Annotated in this window: 16 protein-coding genes; all 16 read right to left on the bottom strand. The window is 39.3% G+C overall.

The genetic code is table 11. From position 1 onward, the window contains the following. Window positions 1–107: 107 nt before the first annotated feature. Window positions 108–1457 (bottom strand): flagellar hook protein FlgE, encoded by a 1350-nt coding sequence (locus EFD62_RS03260; protein ID WP_069193992.1) that lies wholly within the window; start codon window positions 1455–1457, stop codon window positions 108–110. A gap of 163 nt (window positions 1458–1620) precedes the next feature. Further along, window positions 1621–2010, bottom strand: a complete 390-nt coding sequence (locus tag EFD62_RS03265; protein ID WP_069193993.1) for a TIGR02530 family flagellar biosynthesis protein — start codon at window positions 2008–2010, stop codon at window positions 1621–1623. Between the two features lie 52 nt (window positions 2011–2062). Then, complete coding sequence (locus EFD62_RS03270) at window positions 2063–2980, bottom strand: flagellar hook capping FlgD N-terminal domain-containing protein (RefSeq protein ID WP_069193994.1); 918 nt, start codon at window positions 2978–2980, stop codon at window positions 2063–2065. Between the two features lie 15 nt (window positions 2981–2995). Beyond that, entirely contained in the window at window positions 2996–4591 is a 1596-nt protein-coding gene (locus tag EFD62_RS03275; RefSeq protein WP_128705728.1) for a flagellar hook-length control protein FliK, read from the bottom strand. A gap of 45 nt (window positions 4592–4636) precedes the next feature. Further along, complete coding sequence (locus tag EFD62_RS03280) at window positions 4637–5467, bottom strand: MotE family protein (protein ID WP_069193996.1); 831 nt, start codon at window positions 5465–5467, stop codon at window positions 4637–4639. Between the two features lie 44 nt (window positions 5468–5511). Beyond that, window positions 5512–5958 carry a flagellar export protein FliJ gene (gene fliJ / locus EFD62_RS03285; RefSeq protein WP_069193997.1) on the bottom strand — a complete coding sequence of 149 codons (447 nt, stop codon included), beginning with the start codon at window positions 5956–5958 and terminating at the stop codon, window positions 5512–5514. Between the two features lie 30 nt (window positions 5959–5988). Next, window positions 5989–7302 carry a flagellar protein export ATPase FliI gene (gene fliI / locus EFD62_RS03290; protein ID WP_069193998.1) on the bottom strand — a complete coding sequence of 438 codons (1314 nt, stop codon included), beginning with the start codon at window positions 7300–7302 and terminating at the stop codon, window positions 5989–5991. A gap of 47 nt (window positions 7303–7349) precedes the next feature. Further along, window positions 7350–8141 carry a FliH/SctL family protein gene (locus EFD62_RS03295; RefSeq protein WP_235832550.1) on the bottom strand — a complete coding sequence of 264 codons (792 nt, stop codon included), beginning with the start codon at window positions 8139–8141 and terminating at the stop codon, window positions 7350–7352. After that, the gene (gene fliG, locus EFD62_RS03300; protein ID WP_407921083.1) at window positions 8125–9165 is read right to left on the bottom strand and encodes a flagellar motor switch protein FliG; all 1041 of its coding nucleotides are present in this window, start codon (window positions 9163–9165) and stop codon (window positions 8125–8127) included. Before fliG ends, EFD62_RS03295 begins: the two co-directional genes overlap by 17 nt. A gap of 52 nt (window positions 9166–9217) precedes the next feature. Then, a complete protein-coding gene (fliF, locus tag EFD62_RS03305) occupies window positions 9218–10774 on the bottom strand; it encodes a flagellar basal-body MS-ring/collar protein FliF (RefSeq protein WP_069194001.1) in 1557 nt (518 codons plus the stop codon). A gap of 85 nt (window positions 10775–10859) precedes the next feature. Continuing rightward, window positions 10860–11171 carry a flagellar hook-basal body complex protein FliE gene (fliE, locus tag EFD62_RS03310; RefSeq protein WP_069194002.1) on the bottom strand — a complete coding sequence of 104 codons (312 nt, stop codon included), beginning with the start codon at window positions 11169–11171 and terminating at the stop codon, window positions 10860–10862. Between the two features lie 90 nt (window positions 11172–11261). Next, window positions 11262–11705: a flagellar basal body rod protein FlgC gene (flgC, locus tag EFD62_RS03315; protein ID WP_069194003.1), complete on the bottom strand. Its 444-nt coding sequence runs from the start codon at window positions 11703–11705 to the stop codon at window positions 11262–11264. A gap of 6 nt (window positions 11706–11711) precedes the next feature. After that, entirely contained in the window at window positions 11712–12116 is a 405-nt protein-coding gene (gene flgB / locus EFD62_RS03320; protein WP_069194004.1) for a flagellar basal body rod protein FlgB, read from the bottom strand. 367 nt (window positions 12117–12483) lie between these two features. After that, window positions 12484–13800, bottom strand: coding sequence for a methylenetetrahydrofolate--tRNA-(uracil(54)-C(5))-methyltransferase (FADH(2)-oxidizing) TrmFO (trmFO, locus tag EFD62_RS03325; protein WP_128705729.1), 1317 nt, complete (start codon window positions 13798–13800; stop codon window positions 12484–12486). A 1-nt stretch (window position 13801) separates the two neighbouring features. Then, window positions 13802–15910 carry a type I DNA topoisomerase gene (gene topA / locus EFD62_RS03330; protein ID WP_128705730.1) on the bottom strand — a complete coding sequence of 703 codons (2109 nt, stop codon included), beginning with the start codon at window positions 15908–15910 and terminating at the stop codon, window positions 13802–13804. Between the two features lie 79 nt (window positions 15911–15989). Continuing rightward, window positions 15990–17102, bottom strand: a complete 1113-nt coding sequence (dprA, locus tag EFD62_RS03335; RefSeq protein WP_128705762.1) for a DNA-processing protein DprA — start codon at window positions 17100–17102, stop codon at window positions 15990–15992. Window positions 17103–17140: the final 38 nt, after the last annotated feature.

Consider the following 17140-nt stretch of genomic DNA (forward strand, 5'->3'; position numbering starts at 1 on the left):
ACAACATTGACCATTTCTCTTCATAACGCTCAAACATTACGTAAACTAATTACATACAGGAGTGCATGCCGGGTAAGCCACCATACACTCCTTTTATTTCCTATTCACTACCTCTTAAGGTTAACAAGCTCCTGAAGCATTTCATCCGAAGTTGTTATTATTCTACTGTTTGCTTGGAATCCCCTCTGAGTTATGATCATATCCGTAAACTCCTTTGACAGGTCTACATTGGACATTTCCAGCGTACCGGGGTTCAATGTTCCTACTCCTTGACTACCTGCCTTGGAACCTTTTTTGAACTCTCCTGAGTTGGTAGTCGGAAGATACATATTCTCTCCAACCTTTTGAAGACCGGCAGGGTTTTCAAAGCTTGCTAGAGCTATAAGTCCTAGCGGTTGCTGCTGACCATTGCTGTAGACACCAGTTATCATTCCGTCAGAACCGATACTGAAAGTAACAAGAGAACCCGATGGGTATCCATCTACATTGGTAGGCTTTGCAGAACTATCTGCTGCATACATTGTAAGTCTGGAGAAATCAAGCTTCACATTGATATTCTGTGTTCCAACACTACTAGCCGGTATAATTGTTATGTTCGGTGTAATCGACGAACTCTGGATTACCTGTCCCTCGGTGTCAAACAATATAGATCCGGTAGCTCCTGAAGCCATTATTCCATTACCCGAATCAACCTGCCATGTCCACTCGGTAGCCCCTCCTGTAACAGCAGTTTTCCAAAAACTAACGTTTATTTTATAGCTATTTCCCAAGGTGTCATATACTGTTAAAGGCATGGTAAATTTATTGTTATTCACTTTCGTAACTGAAGATGCACCTGATGCTGCACCGGAAGCCCCACTGGTATAAATTGAATATGATGCATCCAGATTTCCCTCAAACATTGCATAAGTAGTTGCTTTGGCTGCTATCATCCTTTTACTCTTATTGGTATCATCCGAATAAAGGTTTATTGGCTCAATTTGACTTTCAGTGTCAAATTTGTAGGTTCCGTCCGGCTCCTTTGTATAGGCCTGCCATCCATATACATTCATTCCACTTCCTGTTACAAGGTTTCCCAGCTTGTCTATTCCAAAGTTTCCTGCCCTTGTAAACCTGTAGGTATCAGCATTTCCACCTTTTACAATAAAGAAGCCATCTCCCTCGATTGAAAGGTCGGTAGGATTATCGGTTCTTTGAACACTTCCTCGAGTAGTAATGGTGTCAATAGTAGCAACCCCTATACCCAATCCTACCTGCATAGGGTTTGTACCTCCTCTTCCGGTAGTTGTATCCGGAGCACCTGCACCCTTTAAAGTCTGGCTGAAAACTTCCTGAAACGTCACTCTGCCTGATTTAAAACCTACAGTATTAACATTTGCCACATTGTTTCCTATAACGTCCATCTTTGTCTGGTGAGCCTGAAGTCCAGAAACACCAGAAAACATAGATCTCATCATATTAAAAGACCTCCTTCTTTTACGGACAAGTATAATTATCAACTATTGCTGAATCGTGTCTATTCCTTCTGTCAGTCCGGAATAGGTAGCCTCCCGGAAGGGGTCCGGCTACAGTTGGACATCATATGCTATATCGTATGTTTTTTCCCTTTGATTGAAAGCATTATGCAAATACAGCTCCATCAATGTTTGTGAATACGTTTTCCTTAAGCTCATTACTGTTTACAGCAGTTATAACTGTTCTGTTCCGTACGTTTACAACAAAGGCAATGTCATCTACCAGTACCAAGGAATCTTTTACTCCTTTTTCTCCTGCCTTCTGTACTGCTTTTGATATTTTTTCCTTCTGAGCATCCGTAAGATTAATATTTCTTATCTGAAGCCTCATCTCAGCATGTTTTGAGAATTTCAAACCACAACTTTCATCGACTTTACTTTTAAGAACCTCCTCAAAACTTCCCTGAACTTTATTGTCAGACTTGGCTTTTGATGTCGTTCCTTGACTTCCATTAATCTTACCGATATTAGTATAAAAATTATTATTTACAATCACACTATCACCTCACCTGCCTATGATGTCATAACTCCTTCTAATGTTTCCAAACCTATACGCTATCAGGTTCCTCATTTTCCGACTCTTCTACTTGAGAGTCTTTTTCCGTGCTGTCCACTATATCTGCCTTTGTAGATTGCCCCTTAATATTGTGTATACTTTCCACCGGTACATATACTCCATCCAAAACTCCGGTTACTTTACCGTCAGGAGCTATATTGAAATCTCTAAGAACTCCGCTAACAGGAACCTGAAGTCCATAACCGTATGCGTCGGTGATTATTAATGAGACACTATTACCTATGTTTTCCGTCAGATAATCCTTCCTGAAGTTCGGATCCGCCGAATTGTATAGAGTGTCTATAGCAGCTATTGTTACTTCTACGCCATCCATTACAGCATAGTTTTCATAAGCACCTTTTTGAATTTCCTTTACAATTCCACTTACTCCGATAATATCTCCTGTACTGGAATCATAGACACTTCCCTTTACCTCATAGCCAATAATTCCGGTGTATTGGGATATGTTAGAATTATTGTACTGGCCATATCCTTCCGAGACTTTCAGCACATTTTCCACCGGAATATCCATGCCATCGACAACCAAGATAGTTTTTCCGCCTTCCATTTTTACACTACGTACCGTGCCTTCCACCAACTCCGTCTTTGAAGTACTGCTGTCAGTCTTATTGGCAGTAATGTACTTTCCTATCATACCAAAGGCCTTCGTAGCCGAAAAACTGCTGTTGAGGTTTTGCATTTGTTCAAGGGCACTGAACTGTGCCATCTGACTGATAAACTCCTTGTCGTCCACCGGGTTTAGAGGGTCCTGATATTGAAGTTGGGTAATGAGAAGGTTTAAAAACTCATCCTTGCCCAATTCTCCGGTATTTCTTTCACTTGTCTTGTTTGCAGTACTATCTATGATTTCTTGAATGGTTTTTTGATGACTTACAGCATCTACTGCCATTATAATTCCTCCTTGTTATGCCGTTAAATTGATACTGCTGTCCCCATAGCTGTAAGGATCAATGCTTTCATGAATCTTCTGCATCCCTTCAACCCCAACTACAGATGAAACCTGCATTTTATCGTTTGATACTCTTCGGTTTGTGGTGTCCTGATTCATTTTGTCTCTGCCATTCCCTCTGTCTTTGTTGTCCCCAACTGTGACACTAAAGCCTTGTACGGAAAAACCCTGCTTTTCCAAAGAATCCTTGAGCATGTTCATATTTGACTCCAAAGCTGCTTTTACCTGCTCATTCTCTGCAACAAATTTGGCAATAACCATTCCTCTTTCAGTAACAATCTTTAATTCCAGCTTGCCAAGGTGTTCCGGCTTTAAATCAATGACCATTTCACTCTTATCACCGCTTAATACCACCTTTGCCTTTTCAACCACCTGTTCAACTATTTCCTTTTTGGTTACAGGAATCGTATTTTGGACTTTCTCCACTTCCACCTGACCCGTTGTCTTCTGAACACTTGCGTTTGATACTGCCTCAAACTGTCCATTGTCACTGTTTTTGGTTATTACCTCACGATTCATGCCCTTTGAAGCTATAGATGCCTCTTTGCTGTCTTGTTCGTCCCCGTCGGCATTGCTTTTCTCATCCGAAGATGCCTTTACCGTCTCAATCCTACTGCTGTCTTCAACATCAGTCTTCATCAGAACCTCTTCAATGTTCTCATCATTTATGCCCAATGTTTTTATCCCAGATGCATTTTCATCATCTTCCAATACTTCCTCAACCTTAGCAGCAATCTGTCTTGAAAAACTGTCCGGGTCTTCATTGAGCTTGTTTTTTATTTCGTTCAAAGTTTCAGCTATTTTAAGTTCCAATTCTCTTTTTACCGCAGATGCATCTTCTGCCGTCAGCTTAGCTTCAGCATTGGCAAGTTTTGCTCCATCATCTCCGTTCTCATCCTTCATGCTGTATTTTGCAGTATCGGAAGCAGCTTCACCATCCGTAAAAGCCTGTTCAACTTCCTTTTGAACAAGAGATAATATTTTTGACAGGGTCATTTCTTCATCAGGATTTAAACCAAAATAGTCGGATATCTTATTGGCGGCTACTTGGGCACTAATCTCACTGTCAAAATCCTCAAGATTTATGCCTAATTGCTCCATAAGCATCCTGAGCTCTTCTGTACTTATTCCGAGAACTTCTGACAGAGATTTTTCCCTAGCTTTACCCCTTAACTTCTTCTCATCTTCGCTTTCACCTTCGATGGATTTATCTTTCGGGGAAGTAGAGCGTTCTGCCTTATCTTCTGTTCTGGACTTCATATTATTCGATACTTTATCAAAAGATTTGCTTCGATCTACTCTTTTTTCCTTTGTTTCCAATGTATCCCGAAAGCTTTTATTTTGCAACTGCTGATAAGATCTGCTTCTAACATCCATTCTGTATTCATTGGAATTATTGCTACTATCGCTCTTATTCGACTTTTCCACCGCCAGGTCAAGAGTATCCTTAAACTGAGATGAAGATGTTTTTTTCACGTCTGCTGACTTTTGCACTTCTTTGGACATATTCATCTTTGAAATAAAATCAGGAATTAGATTTTGGGTTATCATATTTTTCACCTCCTTTCAATAATCATGTAAATATTAATAATATTCTTAATTTCCAAATTCAATTCCATACACCTTTGAAAGCTTCTCAGTAACCTTAGCTGCATAGGTTTGATTCATTTCTGATAAGATTTCCGCGGCCACATCTTTCTTCATGTTTTTTAGTGTGTCCACAACCAAGTCCAACTGTGAATCGCCTAGCTCCTCAAAAATTTTAGCAGAAGCTTTGGTGTCCATTTTTTCATATATCTGAGCAAATTCCTTAGCCTTCTCATCCGCTATCTCTTTATTAAGTATCTCTGTATAAAGGCGCTGTGCCAGATCCTTGTTTATCTTTTCATAGAATTCCTTATATCCGCTTTTGTCCTCTTGTACCAAAAGCTCCTCTGCCTTTCTCAAGTCCTCTTCATATCGTGCCCTTTGAGCTTCCATTTCCCCTTTTATCTGCTCATTTTCCTTCCTCAATGCTTCAATATCGGTCTGGGAACTTTTAAGCTGCTCCAAAGCTTTTTCAGTCTCTTCAAGTTTCTTTGCAAGCTCGCCGTTTTCTTTTCGAAACTGGTTATACTTTTCAATAATCTCCTCTTGCTTGAGATTCTTGGGATCAAGGGGATCATAGTCTGCTGGCGGAGGAGGTAAAGCCATACTTAGAACAGGAATATCTTTAAGGTTGTTCCTGTATTTTTCCGCCAATCCATTTACGTTGTTTCTGATTATAATGAAAAAAACCCCACCTACAACACCAACTATAACAATCAGTGTTATCAACAGCACAAGCAGCCCAAACAGAAAGCCACCTTTTTTAGCTTCCTTTTTTTCAGTTTCGCTTCCTTGTACTTCAGGGTTTTTTGTATTATCTTGCTTCATTTCTTTTGCCATGTCTCTCTCCCAATAGTATTATTTAATGTATTTCCTACAGTTTACTACTCTGCCGAGTGACTTAAATTAAAGCTTACAATTTCATCATTGAGCTTTTGCTCTTCCTTAAGCTGCTCCTTCATATATTCTTCATACTTTTTCTCCTTAAGCTTTTCAAGCACTTTTTTCTCCTGCATGGCCTTAATCAGCTTATCTCTATAATTATCGACAACTAGTTGTGCCTTCTTAATATTATCTTTTTGCAGCTTTGCTCTCTCGTTCAAATAAGATATATACATATTGTACTCTCGAAGCTTTCCTACTGATATGCCTTCCTCGGACTTGCTGTTTATACTATCGATATATTCATCTCTCTCTTTAATGAGCCCGTTTAATATGTCCTTTTGCCTCTCCAACTCCTGCACCGCTCTTCCCAGCTCATTCTTAAGACCATTTTCCAATTGAATTTTCAGGTTTAGCAGAGTCTGCATTCTAAAAACAAACTTCCCCATAATAATCACCCGCCCTGCTCACCAATGCTATCAAAGCAATACGCTCTTCATCATATTTACAGTCTCGTCATAAGAGTACCGATCATGGACACCTTGTTCAATAAATTCTTGGATCTTATCTATTACCTCAATGGCATAGTCAATTTTTTTGTTGCTTCCCTTGGCATAAGCACCGACATTAATCAAATCCTCAGCATCTCTGTACACTGCCATGGTCTTTTTAATATTGTTTGCAACCTTCTTATGCTCATCGGTTACTATGTCGGGCATGACCCTACTCACACTGGCCAGAACATCAATGGCAGGGTACTGGTTTCTGTTTGCCAAATTCCTGGACAAAACAATATGTCCATCAAGAATTCCTCTGGCAGTATCCGTTACAGGTTCAGTCAAATCATCGCCATCAACTAATACTGTATAAAGTCCGGTAATCGACCCCGAGTGAGAATTGCCAGACCTTTCAAGAAGCTTTGGCATTACTGAAAACACTGAAGGCGTATAACCTCTTGAAACCGGCGGTTCACCAATAGATAATCCTATTTCCCTCTGAGCCATAGCAAACCTTGTAAGAGAATCCATCAACAGAAGTACATCCTTTCCCTGATCTCTGAAATACTCTGCTATAGCTGTTGCCATCAGTGCCCCTTTTAGTCTTATGAGTGCAGGCTGGTCAGAAGTTGCAACCACAACAACGGACCTATTTAACCCTTCCTCCTTCAGGTCTTTTTCAATAAATTCTCTTACTTCTCTTCCTCTTTCTCCAATGAGAGCAATTACATTTATATCTGCCTTTGTATTTCTCGCAATCATTCCGATTAAGGTACTCTTTCCCACACCACTTCCTGCAAAAATACCTATTCTCTGACCTTTGCCCACAGTCAAAAGGCCGTCTATAGTCTTAACTCCTAAGGGCAGAGGGTCTTTGATTCTATTCCTTTCAAGGGGATGCGGCGGTTTATTGTCAACAGGATATATATTCTCAGTGACAATCTCGCCCTTGTCGTCAATGGGCCTGCCTGTTCCGTCAATTACCCTACCTATAAGCCCATTACCAACTCCCACGGACAAATAATCTCTAGTGGCCACTACTTTGCTTCCCGGGCCTATTCCATTCATGTCCCCAAGGGGCATCAGTAGCACTTTATTGTCCTTGAACCCGACTACCTCTGCGGACATGACCTTATTTTCCCTCAACGCATTTATCTTACAGATTTCTCCTATATTAACCTCGGGCCCGTTGGACTCAATTGTCAATCCTACAACCTTAGAGACTTTTCCGGTATACTCAATAAATTCTTTATTATCCAAAACATTATGATATTTTGAGAAATCAATGGCTGCCATAAAGCATCTCCATCCCAGACTGTTTATTTTATGTTTGAAACGTGAAATTATTTTCGACTTGCCAATATCTTATAAAATGCTTCCTCGATTTTTTTCAGCTTTGTATCCATTCCTGCATCTACACTTCCAAAGGGTGTTTCCAGTATCAACGCACCGAACTTTAAAGCTTGATCCTTTACAATATCAAGCTGTCCTATACCTTCTACCATCGAAAGAATCCTATCCTTGTTTTCAACTATAAAGTCATAGTCCGCCGAAGACACCTTCAGCGTTATATCTTCCCTATTTGAGCACCGTTCGAAAGCCTGTGAAATCATATCCAAAAGCTTTTCCTTGTTCATACTGATCTCTGCACCGATTACTTTCCTGGAAATGTCCAGAATAACATTCATTGCATCCTTCTCAATGCTTTGAAGTGCTTCCTTATACTCCTTCAATGCATTTTCTCTGATGAACTCTGCTTCCTGAACCAAGTCCTCATACTGGCTTTTTGCTTCTTCATATCCCTTTTCAAATCCCCTTTGTCTGCTGTCTTCCTCTATTTCTGCTATTAACTGAAGTCCCTTTTCCCGGGCTTCCTCCAATATTTTCGATGCCTCAAGCTCGGCTTCTTTAATTATTTCATCTGCCTCATGCCGGGCTTTTTCCAACATAGCCTTTTCATTTTCAAGCTTCTTGCTTAATATCTCGGACTTTTCATTTACACAGGAATCAAAGTCAATTTCAGGCTCTTTAACCCTTTTAATGTTCTGATAATTAATAGGGACTTTGATCTGAACGGGAATCCCAATATTAATTTGACTACTCTTAAATACTTTATTGTTATACAAGCACATCATCTCCTGCACCCCTGGAGATTACTATCTCTCCAGCATCTTCGAGCTTTCTTATGATATTTACAATCTTCTGCTGAGCCTCTTCAACATCCTTAATTCTTACAGGACCCATGAATTCAATGTCCTCCTTCACCATTTCAACCATACGTTTGGACATATTAGCGTAAATCTTGCTCTGAACTTCCTCATTGGTACCTTTAAGAGCAATAGCCAGCTGATTGTTGTCAACTTCACGCAGGAATCTCTGAATAGAACGATTGTCCAGAGAAAGTATATCCTCGAATACAAACATCCTTTTCTTGATTTCTTCTGCAAGGTCGGTATCTTCAACCTCCAGAGTTTCCATAATGTATTTTTCGGTTCCTCTGTCAACATTATTTAAAATATCAACTATTGCCTGTACACCACCGGCAGCAGTAAAGTCTTCGGTAACAATGGATGAGAGCTTTTTCTCAAGTACACGCTCCACCTCTTTTATTACCTCAGGGGATGTCCTGTCCATCGTCGCTATTCTCCTTGCAACATCAGCCTGTTTGTCCTGGGGAAGTGCAGACAACACAATTGAAGACTGTTGAGGTTTCAAATAGGACAGAATCAATGCTATTGTCTGAGGATGCTCATTCTGAATAAAGTTTATAAGCTGCGACGGGTCTGCTTTCCTTACAAAGTCAAAAGGTCTAACCTGAAGAGACACCGTCAGTTTATTTAAAACATCAAGCGCTTTTTGAGTGCCAAGAGCTTTCTCGAGTATCTCCTTTGCATAGCTTATACCGCCCTCAGCAATATAATTCTGTGCAAGACATATCTGGTAGAATTCCTCCAGCACCTTTTCCTTTTCTTCGGGACTTACGGTTCTGATATTTGCAATTTCAAGGGTCAACTGCTCAATTTCATCATCTTTGAGATGTTTAAAAATCTCAGCCGATCTCTCAGGCCCAAGAGCAATTAATAACATTGCTGCTTTTTCTTTTCCGGACAATCTTTCTTTTCTGGATAGATCTGTTTTTGCCAATCCACCTCGAGCCACTATAATACCCCCTAAACCTTTTGTTCTTTTATACTAAAATTATTAATAATAATTAATCCCAGTCGTCGGACAACCAATTTCTAAGAAGCTGCGCCACTGACTCCGGCTTTTGCTTTACAAAGTTTTCAATCTGCTTCTTAATTTCGGAATGTTCTTCAAAGTTTATCTCAGGTAATTCTTCCTCTTCATTAGGCATAATGAACTTAGGACCTCCAGCTGTTGCAAGTTCGGGTTCCAGCTCCTCTTTCTTCTTTTTCGGCATTACTGAAATCATGAGTGCAATTATCAATATAGTCAATAATGCAAAGAAACCATAATTATCAAACAGCTCTTTTATTCTGTCGGCCACAGGTGTAACTTCTTCTTCCTTAGGCGCCAATTTTTGCTTGTCGACTGTAATTCTTTCAACCGGTATTCCTGTAGCATTGCTCAGACCCTTTTTAAACTGTTCTATAAATTCAGTAGTCAATTTGCTGTCATCAGCAACTCTATTTCCATACCACAGGGCAACCGTCATTGATGATTCTTCAAAATTCATTGTCCCTATGGCTTTTTCTTCCGCAGTCAAAGTCTCGGTAAATATTCTGTTTATTATTTCTGATTTACTTTCATAAGAAGAGTTCTCCCCTGAATCTATGGGGTAAGTTGCAACATTCCCGGTTCCCGGATTGGTATCCATTCCTGGGGCTCCGTTTTGGTTGCCGTTCACCAGTTCCTCTGTCTTTTTTTCCTGGCTCACTATTGCCTCGTCCAATCCGGTAGGCTTTTCAATCTCTTTTCTGTTTTTTGTAACCTTATCCAGGTCCAAAACCGGATTTACAGCCACACTTATAAAATCATAGCTATCCGAACGACCGGAATACAAATTTCTTATATTCTTTTCAAGCTCTTCTTTTATGCGAAGTTTAAGCTTGTATTGGCTCGAGGGTATATTCATGCCATCTGACAGATCCTGATTTAATATATTGAAATTATTATCAACAACCGTTACATTTTTAGGATCCAATCCTTCTATAGATGAGGCTACTACCATTACAATTCCTTCAACCTGTTCGGGAGTTATTTCTCCCTTTGGGTTTATCCTTACAGAGGCTTTTGCCTCATTCTTTTTTTCTACAAAAAACATAGAATCATCCGGTATTGTAAGCTCAACATCAGCATCCTTTACATTGTCAAACATTTTCAACTTCGCAATAAGGCTGTTTTTCTTGAAATTCTGCCAGAGCTGCTTTTTATCGCTCTCTGTAGAACTCACCTTAAGAAGACTCCACGCATCCTCAAAGGTCATCCCTGTCTCCGTCAATCCTGTAGAAGCAAGAGCAAATTCAGCTTCATTCTTTTCCTTTGAGTCGACAAGAATACGCTTTCCCTCGCCATGCTTATACTTTATATTTTTCTCCTTCAGGGCCTCTTCAATTGCCGTAATGCTTTCAGCATCTTCAACTGTAATCAAAGGGACATACGTGGTCCTTGTAAGCATCACTATGCCTATTGTAAGTACGACAACTAAAATACCGGAAGTAATAAAGATTCTAGTTTTTTGTGACTTGTCAAGGTTTTTCCAAAAGTCTGTCACCTGTTGCTGCATTCTTGATAGTACCTCAGGCATGAATCCACCACCTTAATCAACGGTTATCATCTTTTGTGACATTTAAGCAACTAACATAGAAGTGCATACATAAAATATGCACTGTTTAAATCTGCATTCTCATTATTTCATTATAAGCATCTAAAATTTTATTCCTGATTTGCATTGTAAATTGAAGAGCTATATCTGCTTTTTGGGCAGCAATCATAACCTCATGAATATTGTCGGTTTTGCCCGCCGCAAAATCCTCGGCGATAGTTTTTGACTGTTTTTCAAGTTCATTTACCTGATTTATGGCATTATTCAAATAATCACTAAAAGCTTCAACAACATTTCCACTCTTTTTTTCTCCTGTAAAATTAAGTGTTGATACTGCAGGAGATATTACATCAATTCCATTTAGACCATTAACAGCCATAATACCCTCCTTAAATAACTTCATCGAATTTCAACATCTTAAAGCTTGGTTTTTCTAACATTACGCTGTCTGGACTTTCATATTATGTGGTTATCTTCCGATTTCGAGTGCTTTCATTGCCATACTCTTTGAAGTGTTAATAGATGTTACATTTGCTTCGTATGCTCTTGTTGCAGAAATCATATTCACCATTTCTGTAATTACGTCAACATTTGGCATTGAAACATATCCCTCTTGGTCCGCATCCGGATGTCCAGGATCATAAACTCTTTTAAAAGGAGATCTATCTTCTACTATTCCTGTTACTCTTACTCCTCCACCTGCTGTGTCACCCTTGCTGCTTTTTGCTAGATATTCGGAAAATGGAGTTGACGAAGATTTTTCCTCAAAGAGCACCGTTTTTCTTCTATAAGGCTGTCCATTCTCCGTCCTTGTGGTATTTACATTTGCAATATTCTGAGAGATTGTATCCATTCTCAGCCTTTGGGCAGTGAGGGCTGATGCGCTTATATCAAGAGAACTGAAATATCCCATAATTTATTATCTCCCTTCTTTTATAACAGACTTGATTTTACTGAAATCACTGCCAATTTTTTGTGCCAGTACATTATATCTAATAGTATTTTTAGCCATTTGAGCCATTTCATTTTCAATATCGACATTATTTTCATCCAGTCTCATTGAAAAGGAGCTTTTATCCTCAGAAACTTTAATGTCTATATCCATTACCTCTCTGGCTCCTACCGGTATATGTTCCGGCCGCGCCCTTATACCTTTAATGCTCCCTTTTGCATTCTCCAAGTATTCTTCAAAAGCCACTGTTTTTCTTTTATACCCCGGGGTGTCAACATTTGCTATGTTCTGTGAAATAGCTTCATTGCGTAACAATGCTGCATCCAACGATTTTTCAAGCACATCTGTTCCTGTAAGAATCCTACTTAGCATTGGATACACCTCCTATGTATTTTAACTTTGCCTTCTTTTGAACAAAACACTACTCAATATATTTCGACATATCAATACATTTTCCTGCATTGATTCTTATAGTTATAGTGGTATTATTAACCGCGTAACCATACACGAACATTTCTGTTTGCTTTTATTAATTTTTTATGGAAACATAAATATAATTGTACAAAAGATACTCTTGAACCCTATAAAGATAATATAAAGAAAATCAAATAAAGAACTGCATAAAACCTGATTAATACATAAAATCCCATTGCTTATAATGATATTATCACAACTTATAAAAAAAAACAACTATTTTAATATAAAATTATCATAAAATTTTTTATATTTCCAAATATTTTTACATTTCGAAGCATTTAGCAATGTATTCTTTTAAATTTTCCAGAGATCTCATTGCCGTCTCATAATTTCTTTTTCTTTTATCACGTATTTTAAGAGGAAGACTCTCCATTAATCCAAAATTCACATTCATTGGCTGAAAGTTCTTCACGCTGCTATCGGAAATATAACTGCTCAAAGCCCCGATTGCAGTACTTCTAGGAAATATAACCCGTTCTTTCCCCAAAAAGTCCATTGCAGCATTAATTCCTGCCACAATGCCGGAAGAGGAAGATTCCACATACCCTTCCACACCGGTAATCTGTCCAGCGAAATAGATATTGGGAGATTTTTTCAGGCAATATACGGCATCCAAAAGCAACGGCGAATTCAGGAAGGTGTTTCTGTGCATTACACCGTACCTTACAAACTCCGAACTCTCAAGTCCCGGTATTAAGCTAAACACCCTTTTCTGCTCCGGCCACTTAAGCCTGGTTTGAAACCCTACAATATTATACATAGTTCCTTCACTATTGTCCTGCCTTAATTGAACAACTGCATAGGGTTCTTTTCCAGTATTGGGGTCAACAAGCCCCACAGGCTTTAAAGGACCAAATCTCAAAGTGTCTTTTCCTCTTTTTGCCATAGTCTCAACCGGCATGCACCCTTCAAAAACCACTTCCCGGTCAAAGTCCTTTACTTCTGCAAGCTCAGCATTTACCAGCTCATTCCAAAAAAATTCGTATTCTTCCTTATTCATGGGACAGTTTATATAATCATCTGTCCCCCTTCCGTAGCGTGCAGCCCTATATGCCTTACTCATATCTATCGACTCAAAAGTAACAATCGGGGCAGCCGCATCAAAGAAATGAAGATAGTCCTCACCAATAAAATCAGCCAGATATTTTGACAGACCTTCCGAAGTAAGGGGACCTGTAGCAACAATTGTTATTCCTTCCTTCGGAAGTTCTCGTATCTCTTCGTTAATTACTTCTATATTATTGTTTTGTCTTATAAGCTCCGTCACCATTTGAGAGAATTTGCTTCTATCCACAGCCAGCGCTCCTCCCGCAGGTACCTGGGCAACATTAGCACATTTCATAATTATTGAGTCTAAAAGCCTCATTTCCTCTTTCAGAAGCCCCACTGCATTTTCCAGTTGGTTTGAACGCAGAGAATTGCTGCAAACAAGCTCTGCAAAAGTATCCATATGATGTGCTGGAGAATAAGCTTTTGGCTTCATCTCAAATAGCTTAACTTTTATTCCACGTTTGGCAATCTGCCACGCTGCCTCACATCCTGCAAGTCCTGCGCCTATTACATTTATATAGTCAACCATATTACTCCTCTTCTTCCTGTCTTTCTGCTGTTTTCATAAAATCACAATTCTCATTGCTGCATCTTAACTGTACCTTTTTTCCCGAGTATTTTTTAAGCAGGAAATTTCCGCAATTTGGACAATTCTCCTTTGACGGCATATCCCAAGTCATAAAATCACATTTCGGCTCACTGTTGTTATTCTCGCATCCAAGATATTTCCTGCCCTTTCGGGTCTTCTTAATATATACCTTTCCACCGCATTTTGGACAGGTAACACCGGCATCCACTAAAATTGGCTTGGCATTTCTACACTCCGGGAATCCCGGACAAGCTAGGAATCTACCATTTCTGCCCATCTTGATTACCATATTTCTTCCGCACTTCTCGCAAATCTCGTCGGTTACTTCATCTGGAATTTCAATATTGCCGATCTTATCTTCCGCATCCTTTAGCACATCAACAAACTGCGAATAGAAATTTTTCATAACCTCTACCCATTTCTTTTCGCCCTCTTCAACTTTATCAAGCTTTTGCTCCATCTGGGCAGTAAACTCAACATCAACAATATCTTGAAAATAGTTTTTCATAATATCCGTTACTATTTTACCTAGCTCGGTAGGAATTAATGTCTTTCCTTCCTTTACTATATAACCACGGGATAAAATAGTTGTAATAGTAGGAGCATAAGTACTCGGTCTCCCTATCCCTTTCTCCTCAAGAGTCCGAACCAGACTTGCTTCCGTATATCTTGGAGGCGGTTGTGTAAAATGCTGTTTCGGATCAATCTTTTTCTGCTTCAGCTCTTCTCCTTCTATAAGTTCGGGAATAATTATTTCTCCTTCTTCAGCCTCTTCATCCTTGCCCTCTTGATAAAGAATCGTAAATCCCTGGAACTTTATAGTGGAGCCGCTTGCCTTGAAAAGATATTTGCCGGCTTCAATATCAGCATTTATGGTGTCATATACTGCCGGGGTCATCTGGCTGGCTACAAACCTATCCCAAATAAGCTTATATAAACGGTACTGTTCCTTGGACAGTGATTCCTTTATTGATTGAGGGTCCATTTCAACCGATGTCGGCCTAATACACTCATGGGCATCTTGGGATGCAGATTTGTTTTTAAAAATATTTTTAGTTTTAGGAAGAAAACTCTCGCCAAACTTTTCCTTAATATACTCCGAAGTCTGGTTTTGTGCCTCATCGGAAACCCTTGTTGAATCGGTACGAATATAGGTAACAAGACCCACAGCCCCAACACCTTTAACTTCAATTCCTTCATACAACTGCTGTGCCACAATCATGGTCTTTTTTGTCGAAAATCCCAGCTTTCTTGAAGCTTCCTGCTGCATTGTACTGGTGGTAAACGGAGCATTCGGATTTTTCTTCTTTTCACCCTTCTTTACTTTCTGCACCTTAAACACAGTGTTTTTAATTTCATCGAGAATTTTATTAACTTCCTCTTCACTCTTCAATTCGGCCTTTTTGTTGTCCAAACCATAGAATTTTGCATCAAAGGGTGACTTTACCCCTTCTTTTTGAAGCCTCGCAGTTATGGTCCAGTATTCCTCAGGCACAAACTTTTCAATTTCTTCCTCTCTATCGCATATAAGCCTTGTGGTAACCGACTGCACCCTTCCAGCGCTCAATCCTTTTTTAACCTTTTTCCAAAGTAGCGGACTTATCTTGTATCCCACAATTCTGTCCAACACCCTTCTCGCCTGTTGTGCATCAACCAAGTCCATATTGATTTGCCTGGGCGACTTTATGGCGTTTTTAACAGCATTTTTAGTTATCTCATTAAAAGTTACTCTACATTTTTCCTTGTTATCTATGTTAAGCAAATTGGCCAAATGCCATGAAATAGCTTCCCCCTCGCGGTCAGGGTCGGTTGCAAGATAAATAGTATTTGCGTTTTTTGCTTCTTTTTTAAGTTTGGAAATTATATCGCCTTTTCCCCTTATTGTAATGTACTTGGGAGTAAAATCATTTTCTATATCGACCCCCATCTGACTTTTGGGAAGGTCTCTCACGTGTCCGACAGAAGCAACTATCTTATAGCCCTTTCCCAAGAACTTTCCAATAGTGTTCGCCTTCGCAGGAGACTCAACAATTACCAATTTATCAGCCATCTTTTTCCTCCAGTTTTGTTTATCTGTTATTTTAATAATATATTATAATATTATATATTGTCATATTACAATTAATTATTTAGAACTTCAATTTGAATATCTTTCCTGGCAACTGCTCTACAACACCTTTTAATTCGAGCATTATCAGTATTGAGTTTACAAGCTGTATACTAAATCCGGTCTTTCTTGCAATAACGTCAATATGCATTGACTCCAGCTTTAAACATTCCGCAACCTTCTTTTCATCATCATCAAGACCCATAAACAACCTGTCATCTTTAAGGTTCTTTGTGAAAAAGTCCTTTATTTTTTCTTCAGTGAAGCAAATATTTAATTCTTCAAGTATATCGTCAATTCCTGTTACTATTTTTGCACCTTCCTTAATTAATTTATTGGTTCCGGTGCTGTTCATGCTATTAACATTTCCCGGAAGGGCAAAAACTTCTCTTCCCTGATCTAGGGCCAAATTCGCTGTAATCAGCGAGCCACTGCGCTCTCCAGCCTCTATTACAATCACTCCTAGGGAAATGCCACTGATAATCCTGTTGCGCGCGGGAAAATTACCGGCCACAGGCGTAGTACCGGGAAGGTATTCCGATAGGCAGGCACCATTCTCACCTATGCTTTCCATCAGCTTTTTATTTTCGTATGGATATACAATATCAAGACCGCACCCTAAGACAGCTATAGTTCTTCCTTTTGCTTCAAGAGCCCCCTTATGGGCAAAAGAGTCAATCCCCCTTGCCATGCCGCTTACAACGGTAATGCCGTATCCTGCAAGCTCATAGGAAATTTTCTTCGCCATATCAAGTCCATAGGATGTTGCTCTTCTCGAACCAACTACAGCCAGATATTTTTCCTCCGCTTGAATGGCCCCCTTCATATAAAGGACCACCGGAGGATCATATATATTTTTAAGGTATAAAGGATACAATTCATCTTCTAATGTAATTATTTTAATGTCATTCTTATAAATATTCTCAAGATGACGATCTACGTTCTGCTTAAATTTTACACTAGTAAGATTTAAAATATCCGTCTTGTTTAAAAAAGGAAGATGCCTTAGTTCATCTTCTCTGGCATTCCAAACATTATGCGTATCCCCAAAATACTCCAGAAGCTTTCTGGACTTGACTGCCCCTACTCCCGGAATGGAACTTAGCCATACCCAATCTCTTAAACTACCTTCCATCATATTCTCCTTTGTAAATAAACGTAAGCAACAATTAC

This window comes from Acetivibrio mesophilus, from assembly GCF_004102745.1.
GTDB lineage: Bacteria > Bacillota > Clostridia > Acetivibrionales > Acetivibrionaceae > Hungateiclostridium > Hungateiclostridium mesophilum.